Raw genomic sequence first — 14,549 nt, forward strand, 5'->3', positions numbered from 1 at the left:
TTATTGCGCTGGGGTTTCGCCAATGTGTGCTGTTGACTGATTGGCGGCTTCAGATTGGCGGACACGTTCACGTGGGGAGCTGGCCATTTTATCTTCACTGTCTGAACGCAGATAGTCATACGGCAAGAGCAGGGTATCCATGACGGCTGAGAAGGGCAGATCCACTGCTAGCAAAGGGCGTAGCGCCCAGCCGGTATTGTCATCTTTGAGCATCGCCACATTGGCTTCTGTGCCGGAGTAGTAACCCTGACTGCTGCTGGAGTGCGTCATAATGCTGGAGCAGCCGCTGGATAAAAGCAGCGAACAGCCAGTAACAAAAGGAATAACGGTGTTTCTCATTGTTTTTTAGCTCTCATCATCATGCCAAGCGATTACTCACTCAATAGTGTCAGGTTTTGTCGTCATTTTTTACACTCTCTTACAGACAGTTCCTATGGTCAAAGATTCAATCTTATGGCGCAATTTAACTTAAGTGTAAGTTATAGCGACTGATTTATCGAATATTAGTTAAATAAAAAAGCTAACTAGGATTTTTCCCGTAAATTTTTTTGTTTTTGCTCTTGAAAAGTCGCAGAGCGATACCATCTTATTATCAGGTCAGAGAGAATACGCCGACAGGGTATTTTGACCATGAGCCTGTCCATAGAGGAAGGCTTAATTAAATATAGGATAACACCCTTGCTAATCTATTTAGGAGGCAGTTTTTATGCGTAATTCCGAGCTTGCTCCACTGTATCGTTCCGCTATCGGTTTCGACCGCTTGTTTAATCTATTAGAGTCTGGCCAGAACCAAAGTAATGGGGGTTACCCTCCATATAATGTCGAGCTGGTTGACGACAACAACTACCGCATCGCGATTGCGGTGGCAGGCTTTGCAGAGCATGAGCTGGATATCACCACTCAAGACAACTTGTTGATTGTTCGTGGTTCTCATGCCGATGAACCTGCACAGCGCACCTACTTATATCAAGGTATTGCTGAGCGCAACTTCGAGCGTAAATTCCAGTTGGCTGAGCATGTCAAAATTAAAGGTGCCAACTTGGTTAACGGTTTGCTGTATATCGATCTCGAACGCGTCGTACCTGAGAATTTAAAACCACGACGTATTGAAATTAAATAAAGAGTCTTTATATAGAGCAAGTAAACTATTTAATCACAGAGTTCAGCCTGCCGTAATCGGGGGCTAACCGGTCACGGAGTGATTGCAGTATATAATATAACGCCGCTGTTTTGCGTTAGGACTGTTTATATCATTAATTCGTGACTGTTCTAATACCCAATAGATTTCAAAACTCAGGAAGGCGGCAAAGGAGTGAATCCCGATGAGCTTACATAAGTAAGTGATTCGGGTGAATGAGAGCAGCCAACACACCTGTGATTTGAAAGATGATGGGAATATCTCGCTTCAAAGAAGGAGTTATATCTATGCGTAACTATGATTTGTCACCCTTACTTCGTCAGTGGATTGGTTTTGATAAACTGGCTAACTCAATGCAAGGCAGTCAGGATGCCCAAGGCTTCCCGCCATACAACATTGAAAAAACTGACGATAACCACTATCGCATCTCACTGGCATTAGCCGGTTTTAAACAGAGCGAACTGGATATTGAAGTTGAAGGCCCACGCCTGACCGTGCGCGGTAAGCCAGCACCGGCTGAAAAACAGGTTGAATATCTGCATCAGGGCTTGGTGCGTAAAGAGTTTGCGTTAACCTTCACACTGGCTGAGCATCTGAATGTTGATAATGCTCAGTTTGAAAACGGCTTGCTGCACATTGATCTGTTGCGTCAGGTGCCAGAAGCGCTGCAACCACAGCGTATCACTATCGGCAGTGCCGCTCCTCAAGAGCAGCAAGTGCTAGAGAGTCCGGTCAACACTGACCCGCAGTAATTATGATGATCGGCACCTCCGAGTGGGGTGTCGGTAGTTATGACCCTCTCCTTGTTTTTTTCTTTTAGCGTCAAGCTGTTCGCTGTTTATTTTTCACCGGAGAGATTCCCCGCTCTCCGGTGCATTTTGTGGTGCATCCCACATTCAACCGCCCTCTCTTCTGACAGAATCCTTACTAATTGTATACCCGTTATCCTTCGAGCCGCATGTGCGTTGGCTACACTCAATAACCCGAATCACTTACTTGTGTAAGCTCATCGGGATTATCTCGCTTGCCGCCTTCCTGCAACTCGAATTCTTTAGGGTATAAGAATTTAAGGCCATGCATGACATTGATGATAATTCGGATGGCCGACCCGTTTTTAAACTTAGGCAAGGAAGTGATTTATGAGTGCTATCGCCCTTACCGTCAGTATGTTGGCGCTGGTCGCCGTATTGGGGTTATGGATCGGTAATTGGAAGGTCTATGGTGTTGGGTTAGGTATCGGCGGGGTGCTATTTGGCGGCATTATTGTGGGCCACTTCGCACAAACATATGACGTTGTGCTTAACGGGGACATGCTGCATTTCATTCAGGAATTTGGCCTGATTCTGTTTGTTTATACTATTGGTATTCAAGTCGGGCCGGGGTTCTTCTCTTCACTGCGGGTTTCGGGGCTGCGGCTTAACTGTTTCGCTATTCTGATGGTGTTGGTCGGCGGCTTGGTGACGGCGATTATCCATAAGCTGTTTGCGGTACCACTGCCGATTATTTTGGGCATATTTTCGGGGGCGGTCACTAACACGCCCGCACTTGGGGCCGCACAACAAATCCTCACTGATTTAGGGTCGCCACCCCAATTGGTCAGCCAAATGGGGATGGGATATGCCATGGCCTACCCATTCGGCATTTGCGGTATTTTGCTGGTGATGTGGCTGATCCGTTTATTCTTTAAAATCAACGTCGATCGCGAAGCAAAAGAGTTTGATAGCAGCCACGGGCAGAACCGTGAATTGCTGCAAACTATGAATGTGGCGGTACGTAATCCCAATCTGAATGGATTATCGATGCAAGAGGTGCCGTTACTCAACAGTGATGAGGTGGTTTGTTCCCGCCTGAAACGCGGTGATCTGCTGATGGTGCCACTGCCCGCCACGGTCATTGAGCTGGGGGATTACCTGCATTTGGTCGGGCAGCGCGAAGCTTTGGAGAAAGTGCGGCTGGTGGTGGGTGAAGAGGTGGATGTCACCCTATCTACCGCCGGTTCGGTACTGCAAACGGCCCGCGTGGTGGTGACCAATGAGGCGGTTTTGGGCAAAAAAATCCGCGATCTTAATTTGAAGCAGAAGTATGACGTGGCGATTACCCGTCTAAATCGTGCGGGCATCGAGCTGGTCGCCAGCAATAGCGCCAGTTTGCAATTCGGTGACATATTGAATCTGGTGGGTCGGCCGGAAGCTATCGAGGCGGTCTCCGCCGTGGTCGGTAATGCGCATCAGAAGCTGCAACAAGTGCAGATGTTACCGGTCTTTATCGGCGTCGGTCTAGGGGTGTTGCTGGGTTCTATTCCGCTGTTTATTCCGGGATTCCCAGCAGCATTACGTCTGGGGCTGGCGGGGGGGCCGCTGGTGGTGGCACTGATTCTCGGGCGTATCGGCAGCATCGGCAAGTTGTATTGGTTTATGCCGCCGAGTGCCAATCTGGCGCTGCGTGAACTGGGGATTGTGCTGTTCTTGTCCGTCGTCGGGCTGAAGTCCGGAGGTGATTTTATCAATACGCTGGTCAATGGTGATGGGCTGGCGTGGATTGGTTATGGCGCGATGATTACCGGCATACCATTGCTAACCGTGGGGATTTTGGCGCGCATGTTAGCCAAGATGAACTACCTGACCTTGTGCGGCATGTTGGCTGGTTCAATGACGGATCCACCAGCGTTGGCGTTTGCCAATGGCCTGCACCCGACCAGCGGTGCGGCGGCGCTCTCTTATGCCACCGTTTATCCGCTGGCGATGTTTTTGCGGATTATGTCGCCGCAGATACTCGCAGTGCTTTTCTGGACGACGATGTAGGGGTCCGCTTGGAAAAGGGAAAATATCCCACGCTAAGGCTGATTTTTCTCGTTTCAGTTCCCGATCCGGTTTAGTTAAAAACGTCCTCGAGCAAAAGAAAAACGGTAGCAAATGCCTGATTGGAGACGGGTTCGTTGTATTCCATCTTTCCCGGAACATTCGCCTTAGGGTAGGTAAAGGAATGCACCGTATTCGCATAGTTAATGAACTGCCAGCCGACTGAAGCTTCCGACATTTCATGACAAAATATGCCAACCTGGTCAGGTGTAACGAAAGGATCCTGAGCACCGTTCAGTACCAGGATCTTGCCTTTTATCTTACCCGGCTCAGCAGGGTGTTGGGTCGACAGCGTGCCGTGTATACAGATGGCCGCTTTAACGTACGCACCGCTACGGGCAAGTTCCAGTGCACAGTGCCCGCCGTAGCAAAAACCCACGACCGCCAGCCTCTGGTGATCGACTTCTGGTTGTGTGGCCAGCGCTGTCAACGAGGCATACATACGATCGCGCTCCAGAGGGGAATCTTTAAGCGCGTTCATTGCCGCTGCTGCCTGTTCTGCCGTGGTGGGGATATAGCCATAAAGATCTGCCACCAGTACAACGTACCCTTTTTCGGCAATTTTTCTGGCCTGAGAAATATTCGATTCTGTCACGCCCATCATATTGGGCGCCAGTACAACACCTGGGCGGATCATCGTACAGTGTTCGTCAGCGACCAGTACCCCTGTCATAGGAGTACCTGATGAAACCCATGACAGGTTCCTCTGCGTAATATGGCTCATTGTTGTTCCTGTCTTTCAGATGGCTTTTACAGGGAGTCTGGTATCCCTGCAGAATTCCCCTATGCTGAGATCAGAGCATGATGGAACCTCAGAAGGGGAAGAAACTGGCATTTTTTATGACTTCAACCAAGTGTCGTATCTTTCTTTCCAGTCAGGATGCCAGCGCGACAGAGGTGGGCGGTTCATCAGAATGTCCTGACAGGCCCAGGCAATACGTTTGGCATCAAGCGCTGAATAGACGGCGTTGTCCGGGCAGATAATATAAAAATCACCGCGTTCAAAATGCTCAAGGAAGTAATCAATGACCTGTGCTGCTGTCCAGGCTTCAGCAGGTTTTTCAGTAGCAGCTTCATCCAGACCGGGGCAGTTCATGTCAGTCCAGGTATAGCCGGGGACCAGCAGATGTGCTGTCACTTTATCGCCCGTGATTTTAAGCAGTTCATGTGCAAGCTGTTCAGTGAGGACTTTGATGCCCGCTTTTGCCGCACTGTAGGCCGCGTTTCCAGGCGGGGTGGTAATACCTTCTTTTGATCCTAAATTAACGATGGCGCTCTTTTGGTTTTGTGCCAGCATCACCGGGACAAAAAGGTGCTGCATCGTGACCATCGAAAGCAGATTGACCTCAAGTTGATGCCGCCATGCTGAAGGCGCATCCCAAGGACCGCCACTGTCTTTGATGCCGGCATTATTAATAAGCAGGGACACTTCACCAAATTCAGTGAGAACGGTGTCACGTAGGCATATTAAATCGACCTCACTTGTCACGTCACCGGTGACAACTGAACACTCCGTATCAATATTTTTGACTAGGGCGGACAACGCTTTTTTATCCCGGTCAAAGAGACATAAACGCATACCCTCAGCGGCCAGGCGGCGGGCGGCGGCGGCTCCGATCCCTTTGGCTGCACCGGTGATAACGGCCACGCGACCTTTTGCGATCACTGGATCAGTCATGATGTTTCCTTTTGGCTATTTGGATAGAGAGGTACATGAACACAAGTGCAATAAAGGCAAAAAAGACACCGACCCAACCGGTCGAGACCCATCCCCAGCCGAAAGAGATAGCCATCCCGCCGAAGGTCGCGCCGAGTGCGTTAGAAATGTTGAATGCGCTGTGGGTTAATGAGGAGGCTAGCGTCTGGGCTTCACCGGTGATATTCATCATATGGGACTGCAACGCAGGTACGAGACAGCACCCGCTCCCCAGGAAGAACAGACATATCAGAGCAGGTATCTTCCATTGGGCAACCAGGGCAAAGAGCGCAAGAAAGAGCAGGTTCCACAGGATCATCCCGTAAATTGCGGGAATCAGTCCTTTGTCCGCAAGGCGGCCGCCAACAATGTTACCAAACACCATTCCCATCCCCCACAGCACTAAGATCCAGGGGACAGATGAAAGGGCAAAACCGCTGACCTCTGTCAATGCCGGTGTGATGAAGCTGTATACAGCGAACAACCCGGCAAAGCTCACTGAAGCTGTTGCGAATGTCATAAGAACCTGTGGGCTTTTCAGGGCACCGAGTTCTTTTATGGGTGATGCATCCTTATCCGCAGGAACTGAAGGAATGAAAAAAGTGACCATTAAACCCGTCAATACAATCCCTGTTGCGATGACTGCAAATGATATACGCCAGCCAAATGTCTGACCGATCCAGGTAACTAAAGGAACGCCGACAACATTTGCGACAGCAAGGCCCAGCATGACATATCCGATGTAACGGTTTTTTTGATTTATCGGAACCATGGAAGCAGCGACCAACGCGGCTACGCCGTACCAGGCACCGTGAGGCAGACCAGAGATGAACCGGGAGATCAGCAGTGAGGTATAACCTTGCGCTCCTGCACTAAAAATATATCCAAACATGGTGATTATCAGCAGAAGGATAAGCAGTTTTTTACGGGGCCAGCGGGCTGCCATAATGGCAAATGCCGGTGCACCAACAACCACGCCTGCAGCATAAGCGCTGATATAGGCTCCCGCCGAAGGAATGGAGACCTGGGTTGCCTGGGCCAAATCAGGCAAAAGGCTCATGGGTGCGAATTCACCGGTACCGATGAACAGACCTCCGGAACCCAGTGCAAGCATTGCCGGTAATATACCTGACGGGGGGACGGGTCTTGCGGCTGGTGAAGAATTGCTTTCATCCGCTAAGGCATTAACGGACGGGTTTTGTGAGTTTTGCATCTAACATCCTGATTACCGTTATTAATTTGAATTAATGGCTGCAATAAGAGCAAGCCTGGCCCGTACAGGCTTAAACCGTATTGGTACGGTTTGATAGAGTGAATAGCAGTATTGTTGAAGCGGAATAAACTATAGCGGAGAAACACCTGCACATTGATGACCTGAAATAGATGCTTTATTTAATTAAATTCAACAAAGCATCTAAGCATGTTTTATCAGCCCGCCTTTGTGTGCAAACGGATGTGCGTTATTTCAGAGGGCCTGCCCAAACGAAGGGGAAATCCATTCCACAAACCCGCGCCGTTACTGACATACAAAATCATGTTGCCCACCTGATATTGTCCGGAAATGAATCCGTTATTTGCCAGTGCAGCCGCAAGATCCAGTCCGCGGATCATCCCACCATGCGTATGTCCTGAAAGCTGAAGGGCAACGCCTTCCACTGCACTTAGCCTGGCATTAATGGGCTTATGGTCGAGCAATATCACGGTATCCGTAGCTGCCGTTCTCCTGAGAGCCTGCCTGAGAGAAGGTGCAATCCCGCCGTGCTGCGCGGCAATGTCATCGGTCACGCCAGCCAGGACGAAAGACGCCTGACCACGATAAATGCGCACATGGCTGTTGTTGAGAAAGCGAAGGCCAAGATGTGTGTAGGCTGTAACCCATTCTCCGGCATTGAAATAATATTCATGATTGCCGGTAATGGCATAGACCCCGTCGGGGGCTTTCAGTTTAGCCAGGGGCTCCACGTCTTCAAACCGGTCTTTGACCGTACCGTCAGCCAAAAAGATGGAATTCGCAGCCTGCCACAACCACCAGGGCTAGGAGTACTTTTATCTTTTTTGTCAGTGGCAGAAAAACGATAAAACGCGCGCAGACATAAAGTGCCGGTAAAAGGGTCCATACATAAAACAAGAGGGTTTCTCCAGTGGATGATATTCAGAGATCCTTCCCCCTCACAGAGCTAAAGGTAGGACGTTTTAAAAGATGTTGTATCTTATCTGTGAATTTCTCTAAACTTACCATCTCCAGAATTTGCTGCTATTGAATGTTTTTGCATGAAGCATTGAATTCAGTTCATCCTTCAGGGCGACCCTATGCCAGTCAGACCATTATCACGACTTTCCCGCAGCGATCTCGCGGACCTCAATGCCTTCCGGGCGGTAGAGCGATTAAAAAGCTTCACGAAAGCCGCGGTTGAACTGGGTATCACAACCTCCGCGCTCAGCCACGCCATACGTAATCTGGAAACCCGCCTTGGGGTGCGTTTACTAAACCGAACCAGCCGCACTGTGGCCGCGACTGAAGCCGGGGCTAGCCTTGCCATGAGACTCAATGTGGGATTCCGGGAAATTGGTGAAGCCCTTGATGAGATAAACCGGTTAAGAGACCGCCCAGTAGGCAGGCTCCGGTTAAATATCCTGAGCGACAGCGCCCGCTTGATCATGGCACGCCATTTACCCAAGTTCCTTAACCAGTTTCCTGACGTAGAGGTAGAAATCAGCGTTGATGACCGGATGGTCGATATCGTGTCAGAAGGATTTGATGCCGGGATCCGCTTCGGCGGTACAGTCCCGGAAGACCTGGTGGCTATCAATCTGGGAGAAGAACTTAAATGGGTCGCTGTCGCGTCCCCTCACTATCTTTACCGACGGCCGATACCCATTACCCCGGAAGATCTGCGTTCTCATGCCTGCATTCAGCTCCGGACGGGCCAGGGGACTATTTACAAATGGGAGTTCAGGAAAGGAGAAGAAGAGCGTGTTATCGACGTGCCCGGAAAGGTATGCGTCAGTGAAACAGAGTTAGCCATCGAACTGGCTCTTGCCAGTGCGGGGATCGCATACTGCCTGGAGGACAGGGTGGCAACATATTTAAAGAGTGGCAGCCTGAGGGTAATCCTGCCAGAGTGGTCCCCTGTCGAACCGGCGATGCAGCTCTACTATCCAGGGCATCGGCGTATCCCTCAGGGGCTGCCTGAGCTGATCAATCTGTTGCGTGAAGAGATTGAAGCCGAAACGGTTTTAAAAAACTCGCCGGTGTGAAGCCGGATGTTTAAGGGAAGCATTACCCGCGTTGGTGGGCGGGTAATGTCTGACGGAGAGAATGAGTTTTACTGTTCAGGGTGGTCCGCACCGCGGCTTATTGCTTCCCGATCCGCCACGTCTTCACGCACCCACGGTCCGGAGCACCCGGTTCTTTGCCGGCACCTTTCACGAAACGCTTTTCTCTGTACGCCGGCTGTCGGCTCATAATCAGCAATGATTTTACGTGGTATCACCTCTGCGGCCGAGTTACCCGCCCAGTCGGTGGCAAATACACTCGGTTCAAGCAGGATAACCCGAATTCCCAGCGGAGCGACTTCGAGGGAGAGTGCCTCGGATAACCCTTCCACAGCAAATTTTGATGCGTTATACCAGCCAACTGCCGGGAAAGAGCGCACCATTTCTGACCAGTGCTACGGGTTAATGGCCCATTTCAATAGCGGTATTCACGACATGAAGACCAATACTTCCTGTCGCCCCAGCAACGAGTATTCTCATGATAAACCTTCTGAAAATTCAGACTTATTTTCGATATAGTTAGAATATCAATTATCATTATTGTCAGTAATGGGGCTAAAATGATTGTGTCTATGAACACCCTTCATGAGTGCGCGTTGAAGGAAATGCCTCCATAAGGAAATCGCCGATGCTCAAAGAAAACTTCAACGAACTGCAAATCTTTCTTGTGGTGGCAAGGGAGCGAAGTTTTACCAAAGCAGCGGGCAAACTGGGTGTTTCTCAGTCTGCACTCAGCCATGCGATGAAGGCACTGGAGGAAAGGCTAAATATCCGTCTTCTGACCCGCACTACCCGAAGCGTTGCACCTACAGAAGCCGGTGAGAGAATTATTGCCTGCCTTGAACCCCGTATTGCCGATCTTGAGCAGGAGCTGGAATCGCTTGTTCAGCTGAACGGCACTGCCTCCGGCAATATCCGTTTATCTGCCGGGGAACATGCCGCGCGAAGTCTGGTATGGCCGAAGTTAAAACCCTTCCTCAGGGAATATCCGGAAATTAATCTCGAACTGGTGGTTGATAACGGCTTTGTCGATATTGTTGAGGGGCGTTTTGATGCCGGGATCCGTCTGGGCGAAAGCGTGGATAAGGATATGATTGCTGTAAGAATTGGACCGGATATGCGCATGGCTGTGGTGGGAGCACCGTCCTATTTTGCTGCTAACCCTGTGCCCGAAACACCTCACGAGCTACAAAACCATCGGTGTATCAATATGCGCCTGCCGACTGCCGGTGGACTTTACCACTGGGAGTTTGAGAAGGAAGGGAAACCTTTACGGGTTAGAGTGGAAGGACAGGTAACGTTTAATCAGCAGGCGGAAAGAATTGATGCTGCTTTATCTGGTTTTGGCATCGCCTGTATACCTGAAGATAGGGTGCAGGATTATATAAAGTCAGGAGAGCTTATTCAGGTTCTGCAAGACTGGTGCCCATCTTTCCCCGGATATTATCTTTACTACCCCAGCCGTAAGCAGCATCCACCCGCTTTTGCGCTGATGATCGATGCGCTTCGCTACTCAGAATGACGGGTCCGCCATTAGCTGTGGACCCGTCCGGGTATTAACGTCCTACGCGAGCCTGATGCTCAGGGGAGTAACGCTCGCCGACGATTTTAATCGTTTCAAGCGCCAGTGTTATCTGACGTGAGTCATCCTGCGAAAGAATGATGTCGACAGCCCCCAGGTTTTCCTCCAGCCGGTGTAGTTTAGTGGTGCCAGGGATGGGAACAATCCACGGCTTTTGTGCCAGCAGCCATGCCAGAGCGATTTGAGCAGACGTCACGCCTTTCTCTGCAGCCAGTTCACCCAACAACGAGACCAGCTTTTCATTGGCTTCAATTGCCTGTTCGGCGAAGCGCGGCACGGTGCTGCGGTAATCATCCTTGCCAAAAGTCGTTCCTGGCTTAATCGCCCCGGTCAGGAAGCCTTTACCTAATGGGCTGAATGGTACGAAACCAATGCCCAGTTCCTCCAGCAACGGCAGGAGCTCCTGCTCAGGCTCACGCCACCACAGGGAGTATTCGCTTTGCAGGGCAGTGATGGGTTGTACAGCATGTGCACGACGAATGGTTTGCACACCCGCTTCGGACAGACCGAAATGTTTGACTTTGCCTTCAGCTATCAGGTCTTTCACGGTTCCCGCAACATCTTCAATGGGGACATTCGGGTCGACACGGTGTTGATACAGCAAATCAATGACATCAGTCTTAAGACGGCGTAATGACCCTTCAACCGCTTGACGGATATGCTCAGGACGGCTGTTTAAAATCTGCTGCTTGTTGTCCGTACCGAAGGTAAAACCAAACTTGGTGGCGATGACCACCCGGTCACGAAATGGTTTTAAGGCTTCACCGACCACCTCTTCATTAAGGAAGGGGCCATAGACTTCGGCGGTATCGAAGAATGTTACGCCACGTTCAACCGCAGCGCGAATGAGCTCGATAGCCTGACGCGTCTCTGTCGCTGGACCATAGCCGTGGCTGAGGCCCATGCAACCGAGCCCAAGAGCGGAAACTTCAAGTCCGGATTTACCCAGATAACGTTTTTGCATTGAATGAATACCTCTTTTATCGCGACTTAAACATTAAGTTTGCGGCCAGTCAGCCATTCCACCATCGCCCACGCTTTTGCCGTACTTCTGACCAATTGCCGTTAACACGGGATGCTGGAACAGGCCATTTCTATCTATGGACGAAAGTGTCGTCTGGCATCAATAACGAAGTTTTATTTTTTTAGCTGGACGGTCAGTGCCATCAAGGCGCTGGCTGTTGTAAACAGCGCAATTATCCAGCCCATCGTCCATGGTGTGCCATCACTGAACAGAGCAAGAAGAAGTGAAGAGATGATGCCACTGCCGTATTGTAACGCTCCCATTAGCGCCGACGCTGAGCCTGCAACATTAGGCACTGCGTCAAGTGCGCAAGCTGTGGATGTTGCAGCGATGATGCCATTCATAGAGAAGAATACGAATACAGCACCGACAATCACGGTAATTCCGCCTACACCGAGGCCGGTCGTGACCGCCAGCACTATTGCCGCAATAGTGGCGATGAACACGGCATTCTTGAGCAACGTTTCCAGTGGATAGCGGTGAACCAGACGTCTGTTGACCATACTCACAGCCATTAATCCCACAATGTTTATTGCAAACAGCCAACCGTAGTGCTGTGGATCAACGCCGAAGTACGTGATGAACACAAACGGAGAACCAGTGATAAAAGCGTAGGCCGCGACGTAATAAAATGTCAGACACAGAGTAAACTGCATGTATTTGGCATTGGTTAGCAAGGCATAATAGTTTTGAAAAGCATTGGTAACTGAGGCTTGCGAGCGCTTTTCAGCAGGTAATGTCTCCGGTAACCAAAATAAAGACATCAGCATTAACATTCCGATAATCGCCAGCAGCCAGAAAATGGCGTGCCACGAGGTGACTTTAATCATTTGCCCGCCGAGCAGTGGGCCAGCAATTGGCGCGATGGCCATAATGATCATCAGAGTTGAAAGCATTTGTGCTGCACGAGTGCGGCTAAACAGGTCACGGATCATTGCTCGTGCCAACATCGGACCGGTACAGGCACCTAACGCCTGAAAAACACGCCAGAAGACAATTTGCACGATATCTGTTGATAACGCGCAGCCCACCGAGCCGATGATGAATAGACCTAAACCGATAAACAGCGGCAGACGACGCCCGTAACGATCGCTAATCGGTCCCCAAATCAGTTGTGCAATGCAAAAGCCGATAAGGAACCCTGTGATCGTCAGCTCTGAATCACCTTGTAAATCTTTCGCCATGACGGGCATAGCCGGAAGATAGATGTCGGTTGATAAAGAGGTAACAGCCATCAGGGCGCTGAGAATGAGTAGAAACGATAGACCGGTTTTGTTAGCTGTAGCCGACTGTGTACGTGCCTGTTGATTAAGCATGGTGATCCGTTGGACATGAAGAGATAAGGGCATGTTAACGGGTTTATGCTCGCTGATAATCACAGGGGGAGGATAGGGACTATGAATAACATTCATTAATATTGGGAATGACGAAGGCAGTGAAAGAATGATTTGAACAGGCAGATCGTAAAGACGCCGTCTTCCCTTTGTAAAAATAAGCCTCCAAGGAGGCTCGAGCCGCGCCATTCATGGCGCGGACGCTTTACTCTTCTGCCTATCCTCACTGTATAGAAGCTAATGTGATGTTTTCCGGAGGAATAGCGAAATACGACGTTCGCTATTTAATCATTACTTCGCTTCCTGAAACGCCAACTCAATCTCTTCCGCCAGTATCGCCACGCCCTTTTCAATCTCTTCTGGTGCGGGGACGTAGTTCATCCGCATACATTGATGGGTATGGGGCCAGTCATATCCCAGACCGGGGAAGAAGTAGTGGCCCGGCACCATCAATACGCCGCGTTTTTTCAGGCGCTGATAGAGCAGTTCGGTGCTGATCGGCAAGTCTTTAAACCATAACCAGAGGAAGATGGCCCCTTCCGGTTTGTGGATCAGGCAGCGCTCAGGCGGCAGGTATTTGCGCAGAATGGCAATAGTTTGCTGTACCCGCTCAAAATAGAATGGCCGAATCACCTCGTTGGATAAGCGCAATAAATCACCACGCTCAATCATTTCGGCGGCAATTGCTGGCCCCATGCTGCCCGGAGATAAGCTGATAATGCCATTCATATTGGTGATGGCCGAAATCACTTTCTCATCGGCGATGACAATGCCGCAGCGCGAACCCGGCAGGCCCAGCTTCGACAGGCTCATGCACAGAATGATATTTGGGTTCCACAAAGGGGTGGCGTCAGTAAAGATGATGCCGGGGAAGGGCACGCCATAAGCATTATCAATCAATAGCGGAATATCACGCTGCTGAGCAATAGCATCGAGGCGAATTAACTCTTCGTCAGTAATCACATTCCCGGTCGGATTGGTTGGCCGTGATACACATATCAGACCAATATCATCGGTAATATTCAGGTGATCGAAATCAACGTGATACTTGAATTGGCCTTCCGGCAGCAGCTCAATGTTGGGTTTGGCGGAGACAAATAAATCCTCGTCCAGACCCGCATCGGCATAACCGAGATACTCAGGAGCTAGCGGGAACAGCACCCGACGACGGCTACCATCAGCATAGCGGCCTGCGAATAAATTAAATAAGTAGAAAAATGCGCTCTGACTGCCATTTGTCAGTGCAATATTCTGTGGCTCAATTTGCCAACCCAGTTCGTCGCGCAGCATTTTTGCCAGTGCTTTGAGCAGCAAATCTTTGCCCTGTGGCCCGTCGTAATTGCACAGCGCCTCGGTCAATTGCCCGCGCTCCAGCATCTCCTGACAAAGTTGCTGGAAGTAAGCATCCATCTCTGGAATATGGGCCGGATTACCTCCGCCGAGCATGATAGAGCCTGGGGTTCTCAGGCCGTCATTGAGGTCGTCCATCAGTCTGGTGATCCCCGCGTAGCGGGTGAATTTGTCGCCGAAAAGTGAGAACTTCATAAATGAAAATTTATTGTTATCCGTAAGTGAACAAGTACCATACTCGCAGATAAAAGCGGGTGCAATGCGGCAAGATTTCTTACTGCCGATCGAAAA

Annotated in this window: 14 protein-coding genes and 1 pseudogene; 5 read left to right on the plus strand and 10 right to left on the minus strand. The window is 50.2% G+C overall.

The features are described from left to right. On the minus strand, window positions 1-339 hold the full coding sequence (locus HRD69_RS05650; protein ID WP_004877599.1) for a YceK/YidQ family lipoprotein: 339 nt from the start codon (window positions 337-339) through the stop codon (window positions 1-3). 367 nt (window positions 340-706) lie between these two features. Between HRD69_RS05650 and ibpA the strand changes: the two genes are divergently transcribed. The 3 genes from ibpA (at window position 707) to HRD69_RS05665 (ending at window position 3,939) form a co-directional block, all read left to right on the plus strand. After that, the gene (ibpA, locus tag HRD69_RS05655; RefSeq protein ID WP_004877597.1) at window positions 707-1,120 is read left to right on the plus strand and encodes a small heat shock chaperone IbpA; all 414 of its coding nucleotides are present in this window, start codon (window positions 707-709) and stop codon (window positions 1,118-1,120) included. A gap of 305 nt (window positions 1,121-1,425) precedes the next feature. Continuing rightward, window positions 1,426-1,890, plus strand: coding sequence for a small heat shock chaperone IbpB (gene ibpB, locus HRD69_RS05660; RefSeq protein ID WP_004877595.1), 465 nt, complete (start codon window positions 1,426-1,428; stop codon window positions 1,888-1,890). A gap of 387 nt (window positions 1,891-2,277) precedes the next feature. After that, entirely contained in the window at window positions 2,278-3,939 is a 1,662-nt protein-coding gene (locus tag HRD69_RS05665; protein WP_004877593.1) for a putative transporter, read from the plus strand. 70 nt (window positions 3,940-4,009) lie between these two features. Here the strand turns inward: HRD69_RS05665 and HRD69_RS05670 are convergent, their stop codons facing one another. The 4 genes from HRD69_RS05670 to HRD69_RS05685 all read right to left on the minus strand — a co-directional run bounded on the left by HRD69_RS05670 (window position 4,010) and on the right by HRD69_RS05685 (window position 7,690). Then, the gene (locus tag HRD69_RS05670; RefSeq protein WP_004877592.1) at window positions 4,010-4,720 is read right to left on the minus strand and encodes a dienelactone hydrolase family protein; all 711 of its coding nucleotides are present in this window, start codon (window positions 4,718-4,720) and stop codon (window positions 4,010-4,012) included. Window positions 4,721-4,834: 114 nt separating this feature from the next. Next, window positions 4,835-5,674, minus strand: a complete 840-nt coding sequence (locus HRD69_RS05675; RefSeq protein ID WP_032815485.1) for an SDR family NAD(P)-dependent oxidoreductase — start codon at window positions 5,672-5,674, stop codon at window positions 4,835-4,837. Continuing rightward, complete coding sequence (locus HRD69_RS05680; protein WP_004877590.1) at window positions 5,667-6,905, minus strand: MFS transporter; 1,239 nt, start codon at window positions 6,903-6,905, stop codon at window positions 5,667-5,669. The genes HRD69_RS05675 and HRD69_RS05680 overlap by 8 nt, the downstream gene beginning before the upstream one ends. A gap of 215 nt (window positions 6,906-7,120) precedes the next feature. After that, complete coding sequence (locus tag HRD69_RS05685; protein WP_204365655.1) at window positions 7,121-7,690, minus strand: metallophosphoesterase; 570 nt, start codon at window positions 7,688-7,690, stop codon at window positions 7,121-7,123. 312 nt (window positions 7,691-8,002) lie between these two features. Between HRD69_RS05685 and HRD69_RS05690 the strand changes: the two genes are divergently transcribed. After that, window positions 8,003-8,950, plus strand: a complete 948-nt coding sequence (locus HRD69_RS05690) for a LysR family transcriptional regulator (RefSeq protein WP_004877587.1) — start codon at window positions 8,003-8,005, stop codon at window positions 8,948-8,950. Window positions 8,951-9,018: 68 nt separating this feature from the next. Here the strand turns inward: HRD69_RS05690 and HRD69_RS20825 are convergent, their stop codons facing one another. Together HRD69_RS20825 and HRD69_RS20570 are read right to left on the minus strand one after the other, a co-directional pair. After that, window positions 9,019-9,351: an SDR family NAD(P)-dependent oxidoreductase gene (locus HRD69_RS20825; protein ID WP_004877585.1), complete on the minus strand. Its 333-nt coding sequence runs from the start codon at window positions 9,349-9,351 to the stop codon at window positions 9,019-9,021. A 22-nt stretch (window positions 9,352-9,373) separates the two neighbouring features. Beyond that, a pseudogene (locus HRD69_RS20570) lies at window positions 9,374-9,448 on the minus strand (SDR family oxidoreductase); the annotation flags it as partial. Between the two features lie 148 nt (window positions 9,449-9,596). Between HRD69_RS20570 and HRD69_RS05700 the strand changes: the two are divergent. After that, window positions 9,597-10,490 carry a LysR family transcriptional regulator gene (locus tag HRD69_RS05700; protein WP_004877583.1) on the plus strand — a complete coding sequence of 298 codons (894 nt, stop codon included), beginning with the start codon at window positions 9,597-9,599 and terminating at the stop codon, window positions 10,488-10,490. A gap of 34 nt (window positions 10,491-10,524) precedes the next feature. On the opposite strand, the gene HRD69_RS05705 is transcribed toward HRD69_RS05700, so the two are convergent. From HRD69_RS05705 to HRD69_RS05715, 3 genes are all read right to left on the minus strand, one after another. Further along, window positions 10,525-11,514, minus strand: a complete 990-nt coding sequence (locus tag HRD69_RS05705) for an aldo/keto reductase (RefSeq protein ID WP_032815484.1) — start codon at window positions 11,512-11,514, stop codon at window positions 10,525-10,527. Between the two features lie 173 nt (window positions 11,515-11,687). After that, window positions 11,688-12,890, minus strand: coding sequence for a multidrug effflux MFS transporter (locus HRD69_RS05710; RefSeq protein WP_032815483.1), 1,203 nt, complete (start codon window positions 12,888-12,890; stop codon window positions 11,688-11,690). Window positions 12,891-13,199: 309 nt separating this feature from the next. After that, entirely contained in the window at window positions 13,200-14,453 is a 1,254-nt protein-coding gene (locus HRD69_RS05715) for a valine--pyruvate transaminase (RefSeq protein ID WP_004876192.1), read from the minus strand. Between the last annotated feature and the right edge of the window lie 96 nt (window positions 14,454-14,549).

It is taken from the genome of Yersinia mollaretii ATCC 43969, from assembly GCF_013282725.1.
Classification (GTDB): Bacteria; Pseudomonadota; Gammaproteobacteria; order Enterobacterales; family Enterobacteriaceae; genus Yersinia; species Yersinia mollaretii.